Origin of the sequence: Bradyrhizobium sp. SZCCHNR1002 (assembly GCF_032381435.1) — a bacterium.
GTDB classification, from domain to species: Bacteria; Pseudomonadota; Alphaproteobacteria; order Rhizobiales; family Xanthobacteraceae; genus Bradyrhizobium; species Bradyrhizobium aeschynomenes.
This window is the reverse complement of record NZ_JAUHIS010000003.1, coordinates 377,755-402,368: the sequence shown is the minus strand read 5'-3', so window position 1 is coordinate 402,368 and position 24,614 is coordinate 377,755. Positions and strand designations below refer to the sequence as shown.

The 24,614-nt window shown below is 64.7% G+C and carries 23 protein-coding genes; 12 read left to right on the top strand and 11 right to left on the bottom strand.

Translation table 11 applies throughout. The annotated features are described in order from the left end of the window. The first annotated feature begins 235 nt into the window (after window positions 1-235). Window positions 236-724 (top strand): protein-export chaperone SecB, encoded by a 489-nt coding sequence (gene secB, locus QX108_RS18125; RefSeq protein WP_172113662.1) that lies wholly within the window; start codon window positions 236-238, stop codon window positions 722-724. A 60-nt stretch (window positions 725-784) separates the two neighbouring features. On the opposite strand, the gene dnaQ is transcribed toward secB, so the two are convergent. Genes dnaQ through QX108_RS18105 form a run of 4 tightly spaced genes read right to left on the bottom strand, consistent with a single transcriptional unit; the run spans window position 785 to window position 3,610 of the window. Then, complete coding sequence (dnaQ, locus tag QX108_RS18120; protein WP_315781038.1) at window positions 785-1,483, bottom strand: DNA polymerase III subunit epsilon; 699 nt, start codon at window positions 1,481-1,483, stop codon at window positions 785-787. Between the two features lie 33 nt (window positions 1,484-1,516). After that, the gene (coaE, locus tag QX108_RS18115; RefSeq protein WP_315781036.1) at window positions 1,517-2,116 is read right to left on the bottom strand and encodes a dephospho-CoA kinase; all 600 of its coding nucleotides are present in this window, start codon (window positions 2,114-2,116) and stop codon (window positions 1,517-1,519) included. 35 nt (window positions 2,117-2,151) lie between these two features. Continuing rightward, on the bottom strand, window positions 2,152-2,760 hold the full coding sequence (locus tag QX108_RS18110; RefSeq protein ID WP_315723272.1) for a Maf family protein: 609 nt from the start codon (window positions 2,758-2,760) through the stop codon (window positions 2,152-2,154). Window positions 2,761-2,770: 10 nt separating this feature from the next. Continuing rightward, window positions 2,771-3,610 (bottom strand): pyruvate, water dikinase regulatory protein, encoded by an 840-nt coding sequence (locus QX108_RS18105; protein WP_172113658.1) that lies wholly within the window; start codon window positions 3,608-3,610, stop codon window positions 2,771-2,773. A 414-nt stretch (window positions 3,611-4,024) separates the two neighbouring features. Here QX108_RS18105 and hemJ point away from each other — a divergent pair, with 414 nt between their 5' ends. The 7 genes from hemJ (at window position 4,025) to QX108_RS18070 (ending at window position 12,416) form a co-directional block, all read left to right on the top strand. Continuing rightward, on the top strand, window positions 4,025-4,447 hold the full coding sequence (gene hemJ / locus QX108_RS18100; RefSeq protein WP_315781034.1) for a protoporphyrinogen oxidase HemJ: 423 nt from the start codon (window positions 4,025-4,027) through the stop codon (window positions 4,445-4,447). A 239-nt stretch (window positions 4,448-4,686) separates the two neighbouring features. Continuing rightward, window positions 4,687-5,952 carry a transcription termination factor Rho gene (gene rho, locus QX108_RS18095; RefSeq protein ID WP_008965552.1) on the top strand — a complete coding sequence of 422 codons (1,266 nt, stop codon included), beginning with the start codon at window positions 4,687-4,689 and terminating at the stop codon, window positions 5,950-5,952. 404 nt (window positions 5,953-6,356) lie between these two features. Continuing rightward, window positions 6,357-7,691 (top strand): tRNA uridine-5-carboxymethylaminomethyl(34) synthesis GTPase MnmE, encoded by a 1,335-nt coding sequence (gene mnmE / locus QX108_RS18090; RefSeq protein ID WP_315781032.1) that lies wholly within the window; start codon window positions 6,357-6,359, stop codon window positions 7,689-7,691. Between the two features lie 235 nt (window positions 7,692-7,926). After that, complete coding sequence (gene mnmG / locus QX108_RS18085) at window positions 7,927-9,816, top strand: tRNA uridine-5-carboxymethylaminomethyl(34) synthesis enzyme MnmG (protein WP_315781030.1); 1,890 nt, start codon at window positions 7,927-7,929, stop codon at window positions 9,814-9,816. 17 nt (window positions 9,817-9,833) lie between these two features. Then, window positions 9,834-10,481: a 16S rRNA (guanine(527)-N(7))-methyltransferase RsmG gene (gene rsmG / locus QX108_RS18080; RefSeq protein ID WP_315781027.1), complete on the top strand. Its 648-nt coding sequence runs from the start codon at window positions 9,834-9,836 to the stop codon at window positions 10,479-10,481. Window positions 10,482-10,512: 31 nt separating this feature from the next. After that, on the top strand, window positions 10,513-11,364 hold the full coding sequence (locus QX108_RS18075; RefSeq protein WP_172113653.1) for a ParA family protein: 852 nt from the start codon (window positions 10,513-10,515) through the stop codon (window positions 11,362-11,364). A gap of 158 nt (window positions 11,365-11,522) precedes the next feature. Next, window positions 11,523-12,416 (top strand): ParB/RepB/Spo0J family partition protein, encoded by an 894-nt coding sequence (locus QX108_RS18070; protein WP_315723259.1) that lies wholly within the window; start codon window positions 11,523-11,525, stop codon window positions 12,414-12,416. Between the two features lie 399 nt (window positions 12,417-12,815). Here the strand turns inward: QX108_RS18070 and holA are convergent, their stop codons facing one another. The 3 genes from holA to leuS are packed head-to-tail and all read right to left on the bottom strand — an operon-like array spanning window position 12,816 to window position 17,025. Next, window positions 12,816-13,844, bottom strand: coding sequence for a DNA polymerase III subunit delta (holA, locus tag QX108_RS18065; RefSeq protein WP_315723257.1), 1,029 nt, complete (start codon window positions 13,842-13,844; stop codon window positions 12,816-12,818). Window positions 13,845-13,862: 18 nt separating this feature from the next. Continuing rightward, complete coding sequence (gene lptE, locus QX108_RS18060; protein WP_172113650.1) at window positions 13,863-14,414, bottom strand: LPS assembly lipoprotein LptE; 552 nt, start codon at window positions 14,412-14,414, stop codon at window positions 13,863-13,865. Then, window positions 14,401-17,025 carry a leucine--tRNA ligase gene (gene leuS, locus QX108_RS18055; protein ID WP_315781024.1) on the bottom strand — a complete coding sequence of 875 codons (2,625 nt, stop codon included), beginning with the start codon at window positions 17,023-17,025 and terminating at the stop codon, window positions 14,401-14,403. The genes lptE and leuS overlap by 14 nt, the downstream gene beginning before the upstream one ends. Window positions 17,026-17,350: 325 nt before the next feature. Between leuS and QX108_RS18050 the strand changes: the two genes are divergently transcribed. Beyond that, entirely contained in the window at window positions 17,351-18,337 is a 987-nt protein-coding gene (locus tag QX108_RS18050; RefSeq protein WP_315726533.1) for a GGDEF domain-containing protein, read from the top strand. Window positions 18,338-18,361: 24 nt separating this feature from the next. Here QX108_RS18050 and QX108_RS18045 read toward each other — a convergent pair whose 3' ends face one another. Beyond that, a complete protein-coding gene (locus tag QX108_RS18045) occupies window positions 18,362-20,062 on the bottom strand; it encodes a diguanylate cyclase domain-containing protein (protein ID WP_315781021.1) in 1,701 nt (566 codons plus the stop codon). A 113-nt stretch (window positions 20,063-20,175) separates the two neighbouring features. Between QX108_RS18045 and QX108_RS18040 the strand changes: the two genes are divergently transcribed. Next, window positions 20,176-20,862 (top strand): YggS family pyridoxal phosphate-dependent enzyme, encoded by a 687-nt coding sequence (locus QX108_RS18040; protein WP_315723250.1) that lies wholly within the window; start codon window positions 20,176-20,178, stop codon window positions 20,860-20,862. A 25-nt stretch (window positions 20,863-20,887) separates the two neighbouring features. Here the strand turns inward: QX108_RS18040 and QX108_RS18035 are convergent, their stop codons facing one another. Together QX108_RS18035 and QX108_RS18030 are read right to left on the bottom strand one after the other, a co-directional pair. Beyond that, window positions 20,888-21,673, bottom strand: a complete 786-nt coding sequence (locus QX108_RS18035) for a hydratase (RefSeq protein WP_315781019.1) — start codon at window positions 21,671-21,673, stop codon at window positions 20,888-20,890. A gap of 20 nt (window positions 21,674-21,693) precedes the next feature. After that, window positions 21,694-22,215: a L,D-transpeptidase gene (locus tag QX108_RS18030; protein ID WP_315781016.1), complete on the bottom strand. Its 522-nt coding sequence runs from the start codon at window positions 22,213-22,215 to the stop codon at window positions 21,694-21,696. A gap of 276 nt (window positions 22,216-22,491) precedes the next feature. On the opposite strand from QX108_RS18030, the gene QX108_RS18025 reads away from it, so the two are divergent. Both QX108_RS18025 and QX108_RS18020 read left to right on the top strand, forming a co-directional pair. Then, window positions 22,492-23,178: a response regulator transcription factor gene (locus QX108_RS18025; protein WP_006612692.1), complete on the top strand. Its 687-nt coding sequence runs from the start codon at window positions 22,492-22,494 to the stop codon at window positions 23,176-23,178. A 66-nt stretch (window positions 23,179-23,244) separates the two neighbouring features. After that, window positions 23,245-23,688 (top strand): cyclic nucleotide-binding domain-containing protein, encoded by a 444-nt coding sequence (locus QX108_RS18020; RefSeq protein WP_172113644.1) that lies wholly within the window; start codon window positions 23,245-23,247, stop codon window positions 23,686-23,688. Between the two features lie 72 nt (window positions 23,689-23,760). Here the strand turns inward: QX108_RS18020 and QX108_RS18015 are convergent, their stop codons facing one another. Beyond that, window positions 23,761-24,576, bottom strand: a complete 816-nt coding sequence (locus QX108_RS18015; RefSeq protein ID WP_315723242.1) for an exodeoxyribonuclease III — start codon at window positions 24,574-24,576, stop codon at window positions 23,761-23,763. Window positions 24,577-24,614: the final 38 nt, after the last annotated feature.

The following is a 24,614-nucleotide window of genomic DNA, read 5'->3' as shown; positions in this document are numbered from 1 at the left end:
CGATCCTAACCCGTTTCACGGCCAAGGGGAAATCGGATCACCGCGTCCCAGGCCCGGGTGAACGCTGGCGACGCGGCTGCAGCCGTAACGTGCGACAAATGGTGGCAGACCGTTCCGGAACAACCATAATTGACCGTTGCGGAAGCTTCGGAAGGCTCGTCCTTGTGGAACAAGCCGGCCCTATGGTAGCCACGCGCCGCAACGAACCGCCTTTTTGTGCCAGGAGAACACTTCGATGACCAACGGTAACGGCGCCACGTCCGAGGCGGCCCCTCCTCCTCAACTCAACGTGCTGGCGCAATACATCAAGGACCTCTCGTTCGAGAACCCCAACGCGCCGCAATCGCTGGCGCCGCAGGGCCAGGCGCCGCAGATCAACATCCAGATCAATGTCGGCGCCAACGCCCTGAATGAGACCGAATACGAGGTGACGCTGACGATCGAGGGCAAGGCCGAGAGCGGCAGCCAGGTCATGTTCAGCTTCGAGCTGGTCTATGGCGGCGTGTTCCGGCTGGTGAACATTCCCCGCGAGAACCTGTCGCCGATGCTGCTGATCGAATGCCCGCGGCTGCTGTTCCCGTTCGCCCGCGAGATCGTCGCCAACTCGGTGCGCGACGGCGGCTTCCCGCCCTTGATGCTCGACCCGGTCGATTTCGTCGGCCTGTACCGCCAGAACATGGAGCGCCAGGCCGCGGCCGAGGCCGCGCAGGGCCGGCCCAGCTGATCCGTCGAAACTTGATTGAAAGATGATTGACGGGCGTGATCCGCGGCAGATGGCCGGGGATCACGACACCGGCCAAAATTCCATCCAGATCGGCTTGTCGCCGAGGGTTGCGATGAAGGCGCGATGCGCCTCCCGCTCGGCGTCCGTGACGCGGGGAGCCAGCGGGACGTCACGCTGACGACGCGGCGTATCGCCGGCCGTGCCCACGCGGATCTCCTGCGTATCCTGGGTCAGGATCAGCTGCGACTGCCGCGCTCCGACCAGATCGACATAGACCTCGGCCAGTAACTCCGCATCGAGCAACGCGCCGTGCTTGGTGCGCCGTGAATTGTCGATCGCATAGCGCGAGCAGAGATCGTCGAGCCGGTTCGACACGCCCGGATGCTTGCGCCGGGCCAGCAGCAGCGTATCGACCAATCGGTCACGCGGGATGGCCGCCCGCTTCACCCGGTCGAGCTCGGCATTGATGAAGCCGATGTCGAAGGACGCGTTGTGGATCACCAGCGGCGCATCGCCGATGAACGCCAGGAAGTCCTCGACCACCTCGTGGAACAGCGGCTTGTCGGCCAGGAACTCGCTCGACAGACCATGGACCGCGAAGGCCTCCGCCGGCATGTCGCGCTCGGGATTGATGTAGCGGTGAAAGACCTGGCCGGTCGGCATCCGGTTGATGATCTCGACGCAACCGATCTCGACCAGGCGGTCGCCGCGCAGGGCGTCGAGGCCGGTGGTTTCGGTGTCGAGCACGATCTCACGCATCGGTCAGTCCATAGATCCAGCAGCACTGGCGAATCAGGCGCGCCGCTGCGGCATCTTAACGACCTCGGCCAGGATGTCGCGGATCCGCGCCCGCACCGGCTCTATCCCATTGGACGTATCCACGACGAAATCGGCGCGCGCGCGCTTCTCGGCATCCGGCATCTGCCGCGCCAGCAGCGCATCGAGCGCGTCCTCGGTCATTGTGCCGCGCGCCAGGATACGCTGGCGCTGGATCTCCGGCGACGTCGAGACCACGACCACGGCATCGACACGCTTGTCGCCGCCGGTCTCGAACAGCAGCGGCACATCGACGACCGCGACCGGTACACCGGATCGCTCGGCGTCATCCAAGAACCGCTGGTGATAGGACCGCAGCATCGGGTGAACGATGGCTTCGAGACGGCGGATGGCTTCGGGGTCGCCGACCACCTTCGCCGACAATTTCGGCCGGTCGACCTTGCCGTCGACGGTCGTCCCGGGAAACGCGGCTTCGACCGCGGGAGCCGCCTCGCTCTCGTAGACCCTATGGACGGTGGCGTCGGCGTCGTAGACGGGAACACCGGCTTCCGCGAACAGCTTCGCCGTCGTCGACTTGCCCATCCCCATCGAGCCGGTCAGCCCGAGCACTCTCATCCCCATTCGCTCCCGTGGCCGTGTCGGCGCCGTCGTCAGAACCTGAGCAGCCTAGCGTCGCGGAAATACGCCAACAACGGCAGTAGCGGCAGGCCAAGAATGGTGAAGTGATCACCGTCGATGCGATCGAACAGATGCACGCCGAGACCTTCGAGCTGATAGGCGCCGACGCTCGACATCACCGCCTGGCCGGCCGTGTCCAGATAGGCGGCGACGTCGCTCTCGCTCAGGGTCCGCATCGTCATCCAGGCGACGGCGACATGGGAGAACAGCACCTCGCCATTGCGCACGACCGCGATCGCCGAATGCAGCGCATGGGTGCGTCCGGCCAGCGCCAGCAGCTGGTGCATCGCCTGCTGCCGGCCGGCGGGCTTGTTGAACATGCGCTCGCCGAGAGCCAGGGTCTGATCAGCGCCGAGGACATAGGAGCCAGGCCTGGTCGCCGCGACGGCGCGAGCCTTGGCGGTCGCCAGGTGGAGCGCAACCTCATAGGGCGCGACCAGCCCGGCCTCGGTTTGAATGGCCCGCTCGTCCACATCCGCCGGCACGGCCTCGCAGGCGAGGCCGGCATTCTCGAGCAACAGGCGCCGCGCGCGACTCTGCGAGGCCAGAACGAGCGGCTCGTCACCACACCATAGGGTCATCGTCGTCAACTCATTCCGGCAGGCGCTGCCGCTGCCGGTCGGTATAGAGTTTCAGGATCGCGGCCGCCGTCTCTTCGATCGAGCGGCGCGTCACGTCGAGCATCACCCAGTTGAACTTTGCGCTGAGCTTGCGCGCGTAGGCGACCTCATCGGTCACCGACTGCTTGTCGACATAGTTCTCATTGCCGGTCTCGGCACCCATGCTGAGCAGCCGATTTTGTCGCACCTGGATGAGACGCTCGGGCGTTGCGTGCAGGCTGACCACCAGCGGCTTCTTCAGCGTCTCCAGCTGATGCGGAATCGGAATACCCGGCACCAGCGGCACGTTGGCGGTGCGGACGCCACGGTTGGCGAGATAGATCGAGGTCGGGGTCTTGGAGGTGCGACTCACGCCCACCAGAACCACGTCGGCTTCCTCGAGACCGTCGACCATCTGGCCGTCGTCGTGGAGCATCGTGTAGTTCAGGGCATCGATCCGCGCGAAATATTCGGCGTTGAGCACGTGCTGCGCGCCGACCCGCCCGGCGGTGGATGCGCCGAGATAGGCCTCGAACAGCTGCATCACCGGACCGATGATCGAGAGACTCGGAATGTTGATCTGCTGGCACTTGGCTTCGAGCCGGCTGACCAAATCTTTCTCCAGCAGCGTGAACAGCACGATGCCCGGCGCTTCCTCGATCTCGTCGAGCACGCGGTCGAGCTGCTTCTGGCTGCGCACCAGCGGATAGACATGCTCCACCGGCGTCACATTGGCGTATTGCGCGGCCACCGCTCGCGCGACCGTGATCAGGGTTTCGCCCGTCGAGTCGGAAACCAAATGCAGGTGAAAGTAATTTCCGGTGGTGGGCATCAAATCCTTAACGATCTGTGAATCCCTGTGAAGGATGGGGCCAAAAAGCAGCCGGCGGCCGGCCCCTCTGTATAACCCCGAATCTTCTGCACATGGACGCCGTCCGGGAAAACGCGAGGCGACGAGCCGATGATATCGGGACAGGCTGTATTTGTCTTGGGATAAGCTGTCGAACGTTTTCGGCAAGCATTTGAATCACATTGGACTCACCAAGGAGTCGGGGCTCGAGTCCGGCCTGTTGAAGGATGTGAACAAGCTGCGGGCAGCTCGCGGATGACATTGCATGAGTCCAATCCACCGCTACCTAGACTCAAACCTTAAGATTCTAAAATTATTTGGTTTGGAGGGGACTGAGCGAGCGGATATGTCTCGGCACGCAAGCTGATCACGAGCCGAGAGGGTCACCCGTTTCCGATGTATGAGTGGATCAAGGCCCTGCACGTCATTGCCGTCATCGCCTGGATGGCCGGCATGCTCTATCTGCCTCGGCTGTTCGTCTATCATTGCGACGCCGAGATCGGCTCGAAGCAGTCCGAGACGTTCAAGGTCATGGAGCGGCGGCTGCTCAAGGCCATCATCAATCCGGCGATCACCGTGACATGGTTGGCCGGACTGTATCTCGCCTGGGCGGGTCACTTGTATACCAGCGGTTGGTTCCACGCGAAATTCCTGCTGGTCCTGATCATGTCCGGCGTGCATGGATTGTTCACCCGCTGGGTGCGGGAATTCGGCGCCGACAAGAATACCCGCAGCCAGAAATTCTATCGCTATGTCAATGAGGTACCGACAGTCCTGATGATCGGAATCGTGATTCTCGTGATCGTCAAGCCATTCTGATCGGATCTCTTGGAATACCGCTGCGCCCGAGATGCCTTGCGGACAGCGGCGCAATTTTCTATATTAAGACTATCCCACCCCACGCAGGCGGATGTGGTTGCGTTCCGGCTTGACCGGCCGCCGCATCAGGTCTGGTGCCTCATCGGCGCCAACCTTGCTCAGACCTGCGGACCTCATTTCGTCCGCCTTCCCACAGCCACCTCGCATCCCTCCCAAGTCGCTTCCACAGGACCACCCCAATGCGGGAAATCAAACTACAGGACCTCAAGTCAAAGACGCCGGCCGAGCTCGTCTCCTTTGCGGAGGAAAACGGGGTCGAGAACGCCAGCACGATGCGCAAGCAGGAGCTGATGTTCGCCATCCTCAAACAGCTCGCGATCCAGGAAACCGACATCATCGGTGAGGGCGTCGTCGAGGTTCTCTCCGACGGCTTCGGCTTCCTGCGTTCGCCGGATGCCAACTACCTGCCCGGCCCCGACGACATCTATGTCTCGCCCTCGCAAATCCGCCGCTTCGGCCTGCGCACCGGCGACACCATCGAGGGTCACATCCGCAGCCCGAAAGAGGGCGAACGCTATTTCGCGCTGCTCAAGGTCAACACGCTGAACTTCGAGGATCCCGAGAAGTCCAAGCACAAGGTCAATTTCGACAACCTCACGCCGCTGTTTCCGGACGAGCGTTTCCGCCTCGAGCTGGAAGATCCGACCCGCAAGGATCTGTCGCCGCGCGTCATCGACATCGTCGCTCCGATCGGCAAGGGCCAGCGCGCGCTGATCGTGGCGCCGCCGCGCACCGGCAAGACCGTGCTGATGCAGAACATCGCGCACTCGATCACGGCCAATCATCCGGAGTGCTATCTGATCGTGCTGCTGATCGACGAGCGCCCCGAGGAAGTCACCGACATGCAGCGCTCGGTGAAGGGCGAGGTCGTGTCGTCGACCTTCGACGAGCCGGCCGCCCGTCACGTCCAGGTTGCGGAGATGGTGATCGAGAAGGCCAAGCGCCTGGTCGAGCACGGCCGCGACGTCGTCATTCTCCTGGACTCGATCACCCGTCTCGGCCGCGCCTACAACACCGTCGTGCCGTCCTCCGGCAAGGTGCTGACCGGCGGTGTCGACGCCAACGCGCTGCAGCGCCCGAAGCGCTTCTTCGGTGCCGCCCGCAACATCGAGGAAGGCGGCTCGCTGACGATCATCGCGACCGCGCTGGTCGATACCGGCAGCCGTATGGACGAGGTCATCTTCGAAGAGTTCAAGGGCACCGGCAACTCCGAGCTCATCCTCGACCGCAAGGTCGCGGACAAGCGGACCTTCCCGGCGATCGACATCGCCCGCTCCGGCACCCGCAAGGAAGAGCTCATCACCGAGCCGCAGAACCTCAAGAAGATGTATGTCCTCCGCCGCATCCTCAATCCGATGGGCACCATGGACGCGATCGACTTCCTGCTCGACAAGCTCCGCAGCACCAAGAGCAATGCCGAGTTCTTCGAGTCGATGAACACCTGATCGGGACCGGACCTCGAGACTTTGGAAAGGGCGCTCCTCGGGGCGCCCTTTCTGTTTCTGGACTCATCTGTTTGTAGACCAAGCGGCCGCCGGCACTGCTCGTCCTGCCCCGGTACCCCCGCTGGCGCTCGGCGGAATGAGAGAGCGAGAATGTCACCAGCGGTGACGGTCGATCAGCAAAGACATCTACGTCTATGCCGGCGTCCGAAATCATCGCTCTCCGCTTATGCTGCTGAGATCAGTCGCGACGCTGAGGCCGGCGTGCTGGTCCTATCCTTCCGGACGCTGCTGCAGAAGTCGCCAGAGATGAGCGGATTGAGGATCGCCCCCGCATCGGCAGTCGGCGTAAAGCATGCCGCGGTAAACCGATTGTCTTTCTGCGCAGCTGAGCCCAACTGAGGATCATGCATCCTCGCGACCAGACCATCTTCGCGCTGTCCTCCGGACGCCTGCCTAGCGCGATTGCGATTGTCAGACTGTCCGGCCCGTATGCCGGCGCAGCTCTTCAGACGCTCGCCGGAAGGATCCCGATGGCGCGGATGGCGACGCGAGTCATGCTTCGGGAGGGCCAGGGCGAGCCGATCGATGATGCCGTCGTGCTGTGGTTTCCAGGCCCGGCGAGTGCGACCGGCGAAGATGTCGCCGAGCTGCATGTCCATGGCAGTCGCGCGGTCATCGCGACACTGTTCTCGGTGTTTGCTGTGATGCCGCAGCTGCGCGCTGCAGAACCTGGCGAGTTTACGCGGCGCGCATTCGAGAACGGCAAGATCGACCTGACCGAGGCGGAAGGTCTCGACGACCTCATACATGCCGATACTGATCGCCAGCGCCGCCAGGCACTGCGGCAGCTGAAGGGTCTGCTCGGTGACAGAGCGCGGAGCTGGCGCGAGCAGATCGTCGAGGCCGCGGCGCTGATCGAGGCGGGAATCGACTTCGCCGACGAAGGTGACGTGCCGACCGAGCTGATGGCGCCGGCGCTGTCGCGGATCGAGCAGCTGCTGACGGAGATCGAATCCGTTTTGTCGGCGCAGGGCCGGGCCGAGCGGCTGCGCGACGGTCTGACCGTGGTGATCGCGGGACCACCGAATGCCGGCAAGTCGACTCTGATGAATCAGCTCGCTCAGCGCGAGGTGGCGATCGTCTCGCCGCATGCCGGCACGACGCGGGATCTCATCGAGGTGCAACTCGACCTCGAGGGATATCCGGTGACGATGATCGACACGGCTGGAATCCGGGACACGGACGATCCGGTCGAGCGGGAGGGTGTCAGGCGCGCCCGGGATCGTGCCGCCCAGGCCGATCTGGTGCTTTGGCTGGCTGAAGATGATCAGGTGGCCGAGCCCCAGGAGGACGTTCCGGTCTGGCTTGTCCGGAATAAGATCGATCTGCCGACGTTTGAAAGCGTCGGCACGGTCTCGGCTCGGAGTGGAAGTCCGTTGTTTGCGATCTCAGCGCGAAGCGGAGAGGGACTGCCGGCATTGCTCAAGGCGTTGGTCGGCTTTGCTCGCGACTATTTTGGATCGACCGAGAGTGGGCTGATCACGCGAGAGCGGCAGCGTACGCTGCTCAGCGAGACAGCCGCAGCTCTTCGCCGCAGCATCGCCGCCGTCAACCTCGGCGAGGAGCTTGTTGCGGAGGAATTGAGGATCGCGGCGCTCGCGCTCGGACGCCTTTTGGGCCGGGTCGATGTCGAGGATCTGCTCGACGTCATCTTCCGCGAGTTCTGCGTCGGGAAGTAGGCAGTCCATACCTGGTCGGGAGAGATATACTTAACAAAGCGTTGTTTGGTTAACCGACCGTCAATTGTTTCACGTGAAACAGGGCCATTGGAACCTCAGCTGTTGTTTCACGTGAAACAAAGCAGGTTGCCGGGGCACGAGGTTGTTTCACGTGAAACACCACGCGGCCCTCGCTCTCCAGTGTTTCACGTGAAACGTCTTCCGGGCGTTGCCGGCAAGCGCTAGATATCCGGTCATGAGCGAGCATCAAACATCCTACGACGTCGTCGTCATCGGCGGCGGCCACGCCGGCTCTGAGGCCGCCGCGGCTTCCGCACGCATGGGCGCCCGCACCGCGCTGGTCACCCACCAGTTTGCGACCATCGGCGCCATGTCCTGCAATCCCGCCATCGGTGGATTGGGCAAGGGCCATCTGGTTCGGGAAGTCGATGCGCTGGATGGTCTGATGGGGCGGGTCGCCGATGCCGGAGGCATCCAGTTTCGCGTTCTCAATCGCCGGAAGGGCCCCGCGGTCCGTGGTCCGCGGGCTCAGGCCGACCGGAAGCTCTACGCCATGGCGATGCAGGAGGCGATCCGGGCGACGGCGAACCTCGTCGTGATCGAAGGCGAAGCGGACGAACTGGTCGTCACCGACGGACGTGTTGTCGGACTTCGTCTGGCGAATGGCCGTGCCTTTTCTTGCGGTGCCGTGGTGATCACCACGGGCACCTTCCTCCGCGGTCTCATCCATCTCGGTGACAAGACCTGGCCGGCCGGTCGTGTCGGCGAGGCGCCGGCGCTGGGTTTGTCGCGGTCGCTCGAGGCGTTTGGATTTCGTCTCGGCCGTCTGAAAACAGGGACGCCACCGCGGCTGGATGGGACCACGATCGATTGGTCTGCGGTGGAGATGCAGGCGGGCGACGATCCGCCGGAGCCGTTCTCCGTGCTGACCGCCAAGATCACGACTCCTCAGATCCAATGCGGCATCACCCGGACCACACCATCGACCCACGATGTCATCCGGGCCAATGTCCATCGCTCGCCGATGTACTCGGGACAGATCAAGTCGACGGGACCACGCTATTGCCCGTCGGTCGAAGACAAGATCGTCCGCTTTGGAGACCGCGACGGCCACCAGATCTTCCTGGAGCCAGAGGGACTCGACGATACGACGGTCTATCCCAACGGCATTTCGACGTCGCTCCCCGAGGAGGTGCAGCTGGCGCTGCTGCCGACCATTCCAGGACTGGAGCGTGTTCGGATGATCCGGCCAGGCTACGCGATCGAATACGACCACGTCGATCCGCGTGAGCTGGAGCCGACGTTGCAGACCAAGCGGATGAAGGGATTGTTCCTCGCCGGTCAGATCAATGGCACGACAGGCTATGAAGAGGCGGCAGCCCAGGGCTTGGTCGCCGGTCTAAACGCCGCGCTCACCGCGGGAGCGGGGGAGCCGGTGATGTTCGATCGCGCCGACGGCTATCTTGGCGTCATGATCGATGATCTCGTGACGCGGGGGATCACCGAGCCCTATCGGATGTTCACCTCACGCGCCGAGTATCGTCTGACCCTGCGTGCGGACAATGCCGATCAGCGCCTCACCGACAAGGGCATTGCGCTCGGCTGCGTCGGCAGCGATCGGGCGCGCTTCCATCGCGCCAAGATGGATGCGCTCGAAGCGGCCCGCGCGCATGCGAGGTCGCTGACGATCACGCCGAACGAAGCGGCCAAGCATGGCCTGACTTTGAATCGCGATGGACAGCGACGATCGGCCTTCGAGCTGATGGCCTATCCCGAGGTCGGCTTCGCCCAGGTTCAAGCCGTCTGGCCAGAGCTCGGAACGATCGACCCGGTTATCGCGACCCATCTCGAGATCGACGCCAAATATGATGTCTATGTCCGCCGGCAGAGCGAGGATGTGGACGCCTTTCGCCGCGACGAAGGCCTGGTGCTTGGCGACATCGACTACGCCCTCGTGCCCGGGCTTTCGAACGAGGCGAGGGCGAAGCTGACAGCGGCCAAACCCTGGACGATCGGGCAGGCGGGCCGGATCGACGGTATGACGCCGGCGGCACTGGGAATCCTCGCGGCGTATCTGCGGCGCGAAGCGCGCGGCAAATCCGCGGCTGAGGCACGTTTCACGTGAAACACTCCGGCTCAGCGATGGTCAACAAGGTGCACGAGGCGGACAAGGCCGCGGCGCTCGCGCTGACTCCTGTTTCACGTGAAACGGAGCAGCGCTTGGACCGCTATGTCACGCTGCTGCTCGAGTGGCAGGCCAAGACCAACCTTGTCGCACCCTCAACCTTGGCGCACCTCTGGACGCGGCACATTTCGGATTCGCTGCAACTGCTCGATCTCGCGCCCGACGCGAAGATCTGGGTCGATCTCGGCAGCGGCGGTGGCTTTCCCGGCGTCGTCCTGGCGTGCGCCCTGGCCGAGCGGCCCGGCGCACAGGTCCATCTCGTCGAGCGCATCGCCAAGAAAGCGGCCTTCCTGCGCGAAGCAATTCGCGTCACAGGCGCACCTGGGATCGTGCATTTGTCTGAGATCGGGGATATCGTGGAGAAGTGGAGCGGGCGAGTCGATTGCGTGACCGCACGCGCGCTGGCTCCGCTACATCAACTCATCGGCTTTGCGGAGCCCTTGGTGAAAAAAGGCGCCAAAGCGCTGTTTCTCAAGGGTCAAGATGTAGAAGCGGAATTGACCGAATCTACTAAGTATTGGAAAATTGAGCCGAAACTTCATTCCAGCCGGACGGGCGGGCAGGGCTGGATCGTCGCAATCGATTGCATCGAGCGACAGAGCTGAATTCCGCGAAGACAACCAATGGCGATCGCGCATGGCCGTAATTGATCAGATTTATCAAGAAGATAGAGCCCCTCATCCGGACGGGCATCCGCGCATCCTGGCGCTCGCCAATCAGAAGGGCGGGGTCGGCAAGACCACGACTGCGATCAACCTCGGCACGGCGCTGGCTGCCATCGGCGAGCGTGTGCTGATCGTCGACCTGGATCCTCAGGGCAACGCCTCGACCGGGCTCGGCATCGACCGCGGCAGCCGCAACTGCTCGACCTATGACGTCCTGATCGGCGAGGCCTCGCTGCGCGACGCCGTCGTCGCGACCGCGGTGCCGCGGCTGCACATCGCGTCGTCGACCATGGATCTGTCGGGTCTCGAGCTCGAGCTCGGCACCAGCGCCAACCGCGCCTTCCGTCTGCGCGATGCGATCGCCGGACTCAACAACAACGTCTCGCCGGAGAACGACTACACCTACGTGCTGGTCGATTGCCCGCCGTCGCTGAACCTGCTGACCGTCAACGCCATGGCCGCATCGGATGCGATCCTGGTGCCGCTGCAGTGTGAGTTCTTCGCGCTCGAAGGTCTGTCGCAGCTGCTGCAGACCGTGGAGCAGGTGCGCTCGACCTTGAACCCGAACCTGTCGATCCACGGCATCGTGCTGACGATGTTCGACTCGCGCAACAACCTGTCCAACCAGGTGGTCGCCGACGTGCGCCAGTTCATGGGGTCGAAGGTCTACAACACGATGATCCCGCGCAACGTGCGCATCTCGGAGGCGCCGTCCTACGGCAAGCCGGTGCTGGTCTATGACCTGAAGTGCGTCGGCAGCGAGGCCTATCTCAAGCTCGCGACCGAGGTGATCCAGCGCGAGCGCGACCTGCGCACCAACTGATCAATACCTTTGCTCCGGGTGGCTCCGCGTCACCCGGGTCTCATCGCAGGATGACGCGGATCGCGGCTGCGGGATTCGCGATCTCTTTTCATTGCGCCGACGCTGCGGTTCGGCAGCAGACGCAAGCGGAGCGTGACGTGAATCCAAAGGAGAAGGCGATGGCGGACGAGTCGCGATCGCGATTGGGCCGGGGGCTTGCAAGTCTGATTGGTGACGTGAACCGCGAAGCCGGCGCGCCGCCGGAGCGGCCGCGCAATCAGCGCAAGGTGCCGATCGAGTTTCTCAAGCCGAATCCGCGCAATCCGCGCAAGACGTTTTCCGACGGCGAGCTTGCGGAGCTCTCCGCCTCGATCAAGCAGCACGGCGTGATCCAGCCGATCGTGGTGCGTCCGATCAAGGGCCAGCAGGATCGCTTCGAGATCATCGCCGGCGAGCGGCGCTGGCGGGCGTCGCAGGCGGCGGGCCTGCACGAGGTGCCGATCGTTCCGGTCGATGTCAGCGACAGCGACGCGCTCGAGCTCGCGATCATCGAGAACGTGCAGCGCGAGGATCTCAATCCGATGGAGGAGGCGCAGGGCTATCACGCCCTCGCCAACGAGTTCAAACGCAACCAGGAAGACATCGCCAAGATCGTCGGCAAGAGCCGCAGCCACGTCGCCAATATGATGCGGCTGACCAAGCTGCCGGCCGAGGTGCAGGGCTTCATCGCGACAGGGCAGATTTCGGCCGGTCATGCCCGCGCGCTCATCAACCTGCCGGATCCGATGTCGGCGGCGAAGAAGATCATCGCCGAAGGGCTGAACGTGCGGCAGACCGAGGCGCTCGCCCATGAGGAGGGCGTCCCCGAGCGCAAGCCGCAAAAGCCGCGCAGCACTGGCAGCGCTACGCCAGAAAAGAAGGATGCCGACACCCTCGCGCTGGAGAAGCGGGTCGGCGACGCGCTCGGCCTCACCCTCTCGATCAGCCACCGCGATCCTGGCGGCACCGTGCAGATCACCTACCGCAGCCTGGAGCAGCTCGACGAGGTGATGCGCCGGCTGGAGCAGGGTTAGGTGTGAGCTCTTTGACGTCGCTCGCGTCGTCGCGACGGCGTCCCAGGACTGCGCCGCTTCCTGTTAGTTCGTTGCTCAGCCCTCACCTTCGTCATGGCCGGGTCAAGCCCGGGCATGATGAGCTACTGACTGGGAAGAGCTGTTCGGCCGACGCCATCGCATACGACCTTCTGTCCTGATCGCGATTGCCCAACGCGGCTCCCGCTCTCCCCGCCGTCGTTCCGGGCGCGCGCAGCGCGAGCCCGGAATCCATCTCTCGGCGGATGCAGTGGCCCGATGGATTCCGGGCTCGCCCTTCGGGCGCCCCGGAATGACGGCGGAGATTGTAGGGCGATCTCTGGTGTCCACTGGGACTGCCATTGTCGGCGCCGCTTCAGTGAGTCAGCGTCCCGAACCCCGTCATCCCTTGCGCCGCGCGTTCACGGCGATCGACAGCAGCGTCCGCTGCGCGATCGCCGCCGCGAGCCCGGGCTGCTTGCGCATGTCGAGCGCAGCGGTCGCGAGCTGGTCGATGATCGGCAGCAGCCGGGCAGGGGAGAGGTTGCGCAGCGCCGTCTCGGCACTCGGCTTGCGCGAGAAGTGCAGCCGCGGGAAACCGCCTTCGAGGATGGATGAGACCGGCGTCCCCGAAGCGACGGCGAGCGCCGATTTGTGCAGCCATGCTGCATGTCGCTGCGCAGCAGAAATGATCACGCCAGGATAGGTCCCGGCGATCATCGCCTTGCCGAACTCGGTCTCGACCACGTCAGGCTTGCCGCCGAAGGCGCCGTCGACGATCGGGTCGAGCTTCATCTCCGAGGCGTCCGCGACCACGGCCATCACATGGTCGAGCGTCACCTCGCCCTCGCCATGCGCGAACAGCGTCAGCTTGCGCACTTCGTTGCGTGACGCCTGCCGGTCGCCGCCGAGCAGCGCCATCAGATAGGCGCGCGCATCTTGCGAGATGCGCAGGCTGGCGATGCGCAATTCGTCGTCGATCAGCTTGGCGAGATCGCGCTCGGTGTCCGGGTAGCAGGCGATCGCGACCGCGGACGCTGCCTTCTCGCAGATCTTGCGCAGCGGCGAATCGGGCCTGACGTCGCCGGCCTCGATCACGATGCGACAGTCGCGCACATTCATCTGGCTGAGCGTCTCGACGCCGCTGGCAAAATTGCGCGATCCGGCACGGACGCGAATGGCGCGGCGGCCGCCGAACAGTGGGACCGTCATGGCTTCGTCGACGAGCCGCGACGGCTCGGCGGCAAGCTCGTCCCCATCGAGCCTGACCACGGAAAACGGATCGTCGGGATGATCGACCGCGGAGGCGATCAGCGCCTCGGCCCGTTCACGGACCAGACCGGCATCCGGGCCATACAGCAGGATCAGCGGACGCGCAGCGTCCGGTCTGGCCAGGAAGGCATCGATGTCTCGTCCGCGCAGCGCGACCACGGCGTTGTCAGCCGTGGATCAGGTGCCCGCGGTGAAATAGGCCGCGAGCCGCGTCTTGATCTTCTCGGCCACCTCCTCGGAGGCGCGATCCTCGGCATCGCGGAACGCGCGCTGACGGGCGAAGCGCTGGTACGAGCCGGGGATGTCGTAGGACGTCCGAGCGAACGTCGTTCCGGTCATCACCGACTTGTTCGTGGCCAGATCGACCAGATTGTACTGCACGTCGAGGCCGACGTTTTCGGTGGTCGGCAGGCCGGTCGTCTGCGAGACGATCAGGGAGGACCGGCTGGTCTGGAACCTCAGCACCAGCTTGTGGGTCGGAGCGGTGCCGGTCGCGGTGCCATAGAGCTTGAACGCAAGCGCGTTGCGGATGTCGACGCCGATGCGCGCCTCCGGCGAGGCGTTCGGCTTGTCGACCGGCGGCAGCTCGATACCCATCAGCTTTTCGCGCAGGCCCGGCGTGCCGTCGGCATGCTCGGCATACATCGGCTGGAAGCAGCCGGCCGTCAGCCCGGCCAATGCGGCCACGGCAACCAGGCGTGCAGCGATCCGAAACCTAGCCGACGACATTCACGATCCTCTTGGGAACAATGATCACCTTGCGGACGGGCTTGCCGTCCAGCGTCAGTTTTACTGCATCGAGGGCCAAAACGGCAGACTCAATTTCCGGATTCTGCGCGTTGCTGGCGACTGTGACTTCTCCGCGCTTCTTGCCGTTGACCTGCACGACCAGGGTCATGCTGTCCTCAACCAGCAAATCTCGTTCGATTTGCGGCCAGGAGGCCTCCGAGATCAGGCCGGAGTGACCCAGCACCTGCCAGCATTCCTCGGCCAGATGCGGCATCATGGGCGAGAACAGCTGCACCAGGATGCCCGCCGCCTCGCGAATCGCGAACGCCAGGTCCGGCGCCGGCTTGGCCGGCTTTGCCAGCACGTCGGCCAGCGCATTGGCGAATTCGCGGATATGCGCCAGGCAGACGTTGAAGTGCAGCCGCTCGATGCCGCCGGTCACCTTGTCCAGCGCCCCATGGGCGGCCTTGCGCAGCGCCAGCGCGTCCGGGCCGAACGTGGCGGGACGGGAGGAGGGGACCTCCGCCGTTGCCGCGACCGATTCGTTGACCAGCCGCCAGAGACGCTGGACGAAGCGCGCCGCGCCCTGCACCCGCTCGTCGCTCCAGATCACGTCGCGATCCGGCGGCGAGTCCGACAGCATGAACCAGCGCGCGACGTCGGCGCCGTAGCTCTCGATGATGTCGTCGGGGTCGACGGTGTTCTTCTTCGACTTCGACATCTTCTCGATCGGGCCGATCGTGATGTCTTCGCCGGTCGCGGTCAGCACCGCGCGGCGGCCATTGCCGCCGATCTCGATCTTGACCTCGGCCGGATTGACGAAGGTGCCGTCGGCCTTCTGGTAGGTCTCGTGCACCACCATGCCCTGCGTGAACATGCCGGCGAACGGCTCGTCCATCGCGACGTGCCCGGTCGCCTTCATCGCGCGGGTGAAGAAGCGGCTGTACAGCAGGTGCAGGATCGCGTGCTCGACGCCGCCGATATACTGGTCGACCGGCATCATCCGGTTGGCGACCTCAGGCGTCGTCGGCGCGCTCTCGTTCCACGGATCGGTGAAGCGCGCGAAGTACCAGGACGAATCCACGAAGGTGTCCATGGTGTCGGTTTCGCGCGTGGCCTTGCCGCCGCATGTCGGACAGGTGACGTGCTTCCAGGTCGGATGATGGTCCAGCGCGTTGCCCGGCTTGTCGAAGGTGACGTCATCCGGCAGCACCACGGGCAGGTCCTTGGCCGGCACAGGCACGACATCGCATTTGGCGCAGTGGATCACCGGGATCGGACAGCCCCAATAGCGCTGCCGCGAGATGCCCCAGTCGCGCAGGCGGAAATTGACCTGGCGCTCGCCGACGGCAGCGCCGCCGCGCTGCTCGCTCTCCAGCCGCTTGGCGACTTCGTCCTTGGCCTGCGCGATGGTCATGCCGTCGAGGAAGCGCGAATTGATCAGCCGCCCGTCACCGTCGAAGGCGGTGTCGGTGATGACGAAGCTCGCGGGGTCCTGTCCTTCCGGGCAGACCACCGGCGTGTTGCCGAGGCCGTATTTGTTGACGAAGTCGAGGTCGCGTTGGTCATGTGCCGGGCAGCCGAAGATGGCGCCGGTGCCATATTCCATCAGCACGAAGTTCGCGACATAGACCGGCAGGGTCCAGCTCGGGTCGAACGGATGCACGGCGCGGATGCCGGTGTCGAAGCCCTGCTTCTCCGCGGTGTCGATCGCCTCCTGCGCGGTGCCGATGCGCTTGATCTCGGCGATGAACGCGGCGAGCTCCGGATTCTTGGCGGCCGCTGCCTGCGCCAGCGGATGGTCCGCCGAGATCGCCATGAACTTGGCGCCGAACAGCGTGTCGGGACGGGTGGTGAAAATCTTCAGCTCGGTCTCGCCGGCCGGCGTCGTCGCCTGATCAAGTGCGAAGCGGATCAGCAGGCCCTCGGAGCGGCCGATCCAGTTCCGCTGCATCAGCCGCACCTTGTCCGGCCAGCGGTCCAGGCCGTCCAGCGCGTCCAGCAGCTCCTGCGAGTACTTCGTGATCTTGAACACCCACTGGTTCATCTCACGCTGTTCGACCACCGCACCGGAGCGCCAGCCGCGGCCGTCGATGACCTGCTCGTTGGCGAGCACGGTCATGTCGACCGGATCCCAGTTCACCTTGCGCTTCTCGCGCTCCACCAGCCCCGCCTGCATGAAGTCGAGGAACATCTTCTGCTGGTGCTTGTAGTAGGACGGGTCGCAGGTCGCGAACTCGCGGGCCCAGTCGAGCGACAGGCCGATCGAGCGCAGCTGCTTCTTCATCGCCGCGATGTTGTCGTAGGTCCACGCCTTCGGCGCCACCTTGCGCTCGATCGCGGCGTTCTCCGCCGGCAGGCCGAACGCGTCCCAGCCCATCGGATGCAGCACGTTGAAGCCCTTGGCGCGCATGAACCGCGCCAGTACGTCACCGAGCGTATAATTACGGACATGGCCGATATGGATGCGACCCGACGGATAGGGAAACATCTCGAGTACGTAGTATTTCGGACGCGGATCGTCGTTCTTGGTGGCGAAGATCGCCTTGTCGTCCCACTCGCGCTGCCAGCGCGGCTCGGCTTCACGGGCGTTGTAGCGTTCGGATGTCATGGAATCGCTTATAATTTTCGAGGATTCGCGTCAGTTTTTCGACGGCGGACTAGGCCACAAAAGCGGCACCTCGGTCAATGGGGCGGCAGATGATGATACCATTTCGTGCAGCTGCTAAGCGACGGTAATCGCGCGTTTTTTGCGGGCCTCGCCGGGGGTGTCGGAGGTCGGGTTGAGGCGCGGTTAAGACTTGAATGGGAGACTGAGTGCATACATCCAGGCTTCAAGCCCGCATCTGGGATCACTCCTCATCGTGTCCGGCGCTACGTTCGACGAGCTTGACTTCGAGTACGCGACGACTGTCGCGGAAAAGGCCATGAAATCCATGGCTCAACAGCGCGTGCCACCGACGCCTAACAACTTCCATCTGTGGTTCAAATACTCACTGGGCTCGGCGTCCGACCTCAAGCGCGCGGTCGACATCCTCGTCAGCAACAAGCGCAAGTTCGACAAGACCACCAATCAGGCGCTGTTCGACACCTATATCGGCCAGCAGGGCACGGAAGCGGCCGTCGTCCATAAAGTCTCGCAGCAGTTGCATGGCGTGATGGACTCCGCCAAAAGTTATCTGACTGCCGCGATCGCCGACAACCGCACGCATATGGAGGCGATCGACGGCGTCGCCGAACGCAGCGAGCAGGGCGTCGATCCGAAGATCCTGATCGAGAGCCTCGTCAGCGAGCTCGCCCAGGCGACCGCGCGCGCCGCGAAGCTCGAGGCGAGCTTCGCCGAGAAGTCGCGCGAGCTCGACACCATCAGGGACTCGCTCAACAAATCGGAGCAGCGCGCGCGCACCGATACGCTAACGGGCCTGCCGAACCGGCGCGCGCTCGAAGAATTCTTCCGTCTCGTCCAGATCGAGGCCATGGAGCGCGACGAGCCGCTCAGCATTCTCCTGATCGACGTCGACCACTTCAAGAAGTTCAACGACAATTACGGCCACGGCGTCGGCGACCAGGTGCTGCGTCTGGTGGCCAAGGCACTGCGTGAGCGCGTGCGTGAGAAGGATCTGCCGGCCCGCTACGGCGGCGAGGAGCTGATTGCGGTGCTGCCGCAGACTGACCTCGAAGGCTGCACGGCGATCGCCGAGCGTATCCGCCGCACCATCGCCGATTGCCAGTTCACCCGGCGCTCGACCGGCGAGGTATTGCCGCAGATCACGGTGTCGATCGGCGTCGGCCAGTTCCAGTTCGGCGAGTCGATGGCCGATCTGATCGATCGCTGTGACCGTGCGCTCTACTTGGCCAAGAAGCTCGGCCGCAATCGCGTCGTCACCGAGCTCGAGCTCGACCGCAAGCTGGCGGTCGGCTGATCCTCGCAGGGGCGTCCCGCCGGATCAGCCGGCGCGCGCGACGTCTCTGCTGTCGTCGTCGTCGACATCGCCGAAGCCATGCGCAGCCACCGTGTTGCGGCCGCGATGCTTGGCGGCATAGAGCGCGGCATCGGCGGCTTCGATCAGATCGGCGGACGTCAGCGATTCGTGCGCGCGCGTCGAGGCGACTCCGACGCTGACGGTGACGCACCGATGCGCCGAGGTCGCATGCGGCAGCTCCAGGTCGAGCACGGCGGCGCGGACCTGCTCGCCGATCTCGAGCGCCTGCCTCGCATTCATGCCCGGCAGCAGCAGGCAGAATTCCTCGCCGCCATAGCGGCCTGCAAAGGCGGTCGTGGAGCCTGCGATCTGCGACAGCGTCTCGCCGAGGCGTGACAGGCAGGCGTCGCCCTCGGGATGTCCATAAGTGTCGTTGTAGAGCTTGAAATGATCGACATCGATCATCAGCAGCGACAGCTCGCTGCCGTTCTGCTCGGCGCGCGCCCACTCGATGTCGATCCGGTTCTGGAAGCCGCGGCGGTTGGCGAGGCCCGAGAGCATGTCGATCGACGCCATCACCGTCAGCCGGTCGTTGGCCGCGATCAGCTCGCGCTCACGCTGGCCCAGCTTGGCGGCCATCGCATTGAAGGATTTCGCCAGCGGCACGAACTCGGAGGGCAGATGCTTGGTCGCGACCCGCGCCGACCAGTGGCCATGGCCGAAGCGCTTGGCGGTGGCGGCGAGCATGCTGACGGGACGAACGATCAGCTTCTCGGCGGCGATCAGCGCACCCAATAGCACGATCAGGCAGACCAGGCCCGCCTGCAGATAGGCGTTGCGGATCTCGCGGTCGATCGCAGCGGTCACGCGGGTCTCGTCGATGCTGACGATCAGGCGCGAGCCGGTGTCGGCGATGCGGGTGAAGGTGATGGCGCGCTTGGAGCCGTCAGCGGCGGTGAAGCTCATCGTCTCCGTCGGCTTGCTCGAGCTCATCGCCGTCTCGGCGACGGCCGACAGCAGCGGCACGCTGTCGAGCGGCCGGCCGATCAGCTCGGTCCGGTCGGCCGGCGCCGCCAGCACGGTTCCCTCGCTGTCGATCAGCACCGCCGTGATGCCCGGGCGATTGCCAAGATTGCTCATGATCTTGGACATCCATTCCAGGTTCACGCTGGCGAGCATCACCGCATCCGGCTCACCGGTGATCGCACCGACCGGATAGGCGGCCATCACGATCGGCATGTGCGTCGGCTTCGACAGCAGATAATCGCTGAAGACGAAGTCGCGCGATTCCTGCGCGCCGCGGAAATACGGCCGGTCGCTGAAGTCGAGCCCGACATATTGATTGTTGGTGGAGCACTGAATGCGGCCGTCGCGGCCGGCGATCATCAGGGTGCGGATCCAGGGCAGCGTCGCCGGCAGGCTGGCCCGCATCATGTCGCAGCTGCGGCTGACGCCGGTGGCCGACGCCCGAACGTAGGCGGTCGACTTCAGCACCGTCTCGACCGACATGATGACCTCGCGCTGCATGTCGGCACTCTGCCGCGCGAGAGCAAAGAATTCCTCGGATGCGAGCGCGATCTGCCGGGTCCTGGCGCTTTCCAGCGACCGGGCGCGCTCCAACATCAGCGGCGCCACCAGGATCAGGGCGAGCAACGCCAGGCGTGCGCGGATCCCCATCAGCCGGTTCAGCTTCACTCTATTGCGATTGAAGCGGATGCTTGGCATTTCTTTCCCCTACCCCGGCCGTGAAGGGTAAGGAGAAGGGTTCAAGAACCCTTTCTCGAACTCTGTAAAATTGCACCCAAACCCGTAAATCTACCGATCCACGGACCTCCATCGTGCCCGATGCCTCGAATGCCTCAACCTCGTCTGCCCCTCCCGCCCTCGCCGCCGTCGAGCAGGAGATCCTGCGCGCCTGCCGCGATGCGAAGCGTGAACGCGCCTCGGTGACATTGATTGCCGTCTCCAAGACCTTCGCAGCCGATGCGATCGAGCCGGTGATCGTGGCCGGCCAACGGGATTTCGGTGAAAACCGCGTCCAGGAGGCCAAGGGCAAGTGGCCGGCGCTGATGGCGGCGCATCCGGGTCTGGTGCTGCACCTGATCGGACCGCTGCAGTCCAACAAGGCGAAGGAGGCGGTCGCGCTGTTCGACGCGATCCACTCGGTCGACCGCCCGAGCCTGTGCGCGGCGCTCGCCAAGGAGATTGCGGCCCAGGGTCGGCATCCGCAGCTGTTCGTCCAGATCAACACCGGCGAGGAACCGCAGAAGGCGGGCATCGCGCCCGGCGACGCCGACGCCTTCCTTGCGGCCTGCCGCAAGGATTACGGCCTTCAGATTTCAGGCCTGATGTGCATTCCACCGGTCGATGAGGCGCCGGGCCCGCATTTCGCCCTGACGGCCAAGATCGCGGCGCGCAATGGTCTTGCGAATCTCTCGATGGGCATGAGCGCGGACTTCGCCACCGCGATCCAGTTTGGTGCGACCCATGTGCGGGTCGGCTCGGCGATCTTCGGGCATCGCTGAGGCACTTGCCTCACCTTCCTGCCTCTCATTCGAATTGGACCGACACCCGTCCGAGATCGCCGAAGTCGGCCTCCATCACGTCGCCGCTGTCGATCGGCAGCGGCGGATGGCAGGTGCCGGTGGTGACCACCTGCCCCGCTCGAACCGGGATGCCGAGCTGCCGCAGCTCGTTGACCAGCCAGGCCAGAGCCACGCGGGGATCGCCGAGCACGTTGCGGCCATGGCCGATGAAGGTCTCGCCGCGCAGGCTGATTCGCGGGCGCTCCTCGACCAGGTCGCGGCTGCGCCAATCCGCCGTGGTCGGCTCGCCCAGCACGAACTGGTGCGCGCAGGCATTGTCGGCGATCAGCTGCGCCTCGCCGGCGCCGACGAAATCGGTGAAGCGCGAATCCGGGATTTCGATTGCGGGGTGCAGCGTGGCGACGGCGGCGAGCACCTCGGCGACATCATAAGGTGTGGGCCGCGGCGGCAGGTCGACACCGAGGCGGAAGGCGAATTCCGGCTCGGCCACGCGCATGGCGTTGCCGGCCATGGAAGCGGCGCCGCCCACCGGCAGCACCGTCTCGGCGAGGATCCGCCCGGCCATCGGACCGGCGACATTGATATGGCGTTGTCCCGCCTCGCTGGTGGCCGCGATCTTCCAGCCGAACAACGGCTTGTCCGAGTGGTTCTCGAGCGCAGCCTGGATCGCATAGCCGGCGGCGCGGTCATGGGGACGCAGCTCCGGCGGCAGTTCGGCGAGCTTGCTCCCCTGCTGCCAATGCGAGCGCAGGATGGCCGAGGCGCCGGCAGGCTGATCGGTCGCGCGCATGATGTCCTCCCCGTCTCTTCTTATGCGATGACGATCCTGGTGCGCGGCCCGATCCTTTGCAACAGCCGCAGCATCGCCGGGTGGGTCATCGCCACGCAGCCGGCCGTCGGACCAAAATGCGGCCGCGCCAGATGCAGGAACACGGCACTGCCGCGCCCCGCGATCCGGGGCCGCGTGTTGTGGTCGATCTCGATGATGAAGTCGTAGAGATGGTCCGGGCGCGCCAGCCGGTCGCCGGGCTGGTCGCCGCGCAGCCGGATCGGCTGGTTGTAGTGCCGGTCGGCGGGATCCTCGCACCAGGCGTCCTCGGAGCCGATCAGCCGGACCGGCAGCGAGGTGCGCGGGCGCGGGTGCCGGTCGGCGCGCCACCACAGCCGGCGCGGGTAGAAGGTGCCGCGCGGAGTGCCGCCGTCGCCCTCCCGCTTGTTGGCCAGGATGCCGCCGCGGCCGAGAGCGACCGGGATGACGTAGCCCCAGACCTTGAGCCAGCCGCGCTGCCGGCACCCGGCCTTGGTGCTGATCGCGATCAGCGATGCTGGCATGCCACCAACTCTCGTCGATAAAGATATGAAACAACGTGCCTTTTCATTGCCATGCATTGCCCGGCAATTGCCTTAATGTCGGCGAATGGTCCGCCGCGAGGGTCGACCAGGACATTCATCGCATTCCCTGCCCAATTCTGGAGTAGAGTAGCCGGCGCTTGTGAATCGGTAACAGCCCCCTACTTCAAGACGAAACAGGGCTGATGAGCCTGTTTGCCCACCGTTGACGGCGCCACCTCCCGGATTCCCGCCGGCGCCACCAAGAGGATTGTACCAATGGCCAATGCCCGCAAGATCCTGATCGTGGACGACGACACCGATCTGCGCGACACCCTGATGGAGCAGCTCTCGCTGCATGACGAGTTCGAGGCCCAGGCGGTGGACACCGGCGCCAAGGGCGCCAGCGCGGCAAAGGCCAATTCCCCCGATCTGGTGCTGATGGATGTCGGCCTGCCCGATACCGATGGCCGCGAGGTGGTGCGGTCGCTGCGCAAGGGCGGCTTCAAGGCGCCGATCATCATGCTGACCGGACACGACACTGATTCGGACACGATCCTCGGCCTCGAATCCGGCGCCAACGACTACGTCGCCAAGCCCTTCCGCTTCGCCGTCCTGTTGGCGCGCATCCGCGCCCAGCTGCGCCAGCACGAGGCGAGCGAGGACGCGGTGTTCTCGGTCGGCCCCTACAGCTTCCGGCCGGGCTCGAAGATGCTGACCGGCGCCAACGCCCGCAAGGTCCGCCTCACCGAGAAGGAGACGGCGATCCTGCGTTTCCTCTACCGCGCCGGCCAGCAGCCGGTGTCGCGCGAGACCCTGCTCCAGGAGGTCTGGGGCTACAATTCCGGCGTCACCACCCATACGCTGGAGACCCACATTTACCGTCTGCGGCAGAAAATCGAGAAAGATGCCGCGAATCCAGAGATTCTGGTGACGGAGGCCGGTGGCTACAAGCTGGTGCCGTGATACGTTCGGGGATTGGCGGTTTGCCGTCTATGATATTGGTTCCATTTCGCCTTCCCCGGGCCCTCGATGTCGATCGAAGACGATATTGCGCTGCTGGAGCGCGTCCCGACCCTGCGTCTGTTGGGAAGCGATTCACTGCGCATGATCGCGATCGGCTCCGAGCAGCGTAACATCCAGAGCGGCGAGACCCTGTTTCGCGAGGGCGACACGGCCGATTGCGGCTATGTCGTCCAGCGCGGCGCGCTGAGTGTCAGCGACGAAGGCGGCGCCGAGATCGTCGCCAGGCCCAGCATGCTGATCGGCGAGCTGGCGCTGCTGGTCGAGATGCGCCGCCCGGCGACGGCCACCGCTCTGGAATATTCCACCGTGGTGCGCATCTCTCGCAGCCTGTTTCAGCGCGTGCTGGAGAGCGACGCCGTGGCCGCGCGCCGCCTGCGCGACGAATTCGCCCACCGCGCCAGCCGAATCGCCAACGACATCCTGATGGCCGGCGCCAAGCTGACGTCGTGAGATCTTCACCTCTCCCCGGCGGGGAGAGGTGAACGGAGATCGCAGCGAGCCCGTGCAAGAATTCGGACGCTGTTAAACGTCCAAGGTCACCGTGACCGGCACGTGGTCCGACGGACGCTCCCAGCTGCGGGCGTCGCGCAGGATGCTGAAATCGCTGACACGGTCCTTCAGCGCGCGCGACACCCAGATGTGGTCGAGCCGGCGGCCGCGATTGCCGATGGTCCAGTCGGCGGCGCGATAGCTCCACCATGTATAGACCTTCTCCGACATCGCGATGCGCTCGCGCGCGACGTCGACCCATTCGCCCTGGGTCTGAGCCGCCAAGAGCTTCTCGCATTCGATCGGCGTGTGCGAGACCACCTTCAACAGCTGCTTGTGCGACCAGACGTCGTGCTCATGCGGCGCGACGTTGAGATCGCCGACCAGGATGTGGCGGTCGTCGCCGCGTGGATGCAGCGGCTCGCACGACTTCATCTCGTCGAGGAATTGCAGCTTGTGCTCGAACTTCGGATTGAGCGCGGGATCGGGAATGTCGCCGCCGGCGGGCACGTAGAAATTATGCAACACCAGCGGCTGCGCCAGCCGCGCCTTCTCGCCGAACGCCACCGTAATGTGGCGTGAGTCCACCTTGTCGCAGAACGTGCGGACGTTCGTATCCTCGAACGGCCATTTCGAGATCACGGCGACGCCGTGATAGCCCTTCTGCCCGTTCAGCGCGATGTGCTCATAGCCGAGCCGCTTGAACCGTTTCAGCGGGAAGGCATCGTCGATGCACTTGGTCTCCTGCAGGCACAGCACATCGGGCCTGACCTGCTTGATGAGCTTGGCGACGAGGTCGATGCGCAGGCGCACCGAGTTGATGTTCCAGGTGGTCAGGACGAGACGCATGGGATCTGCGATAGCATGAATTGAGCCGTCGTCAGCGC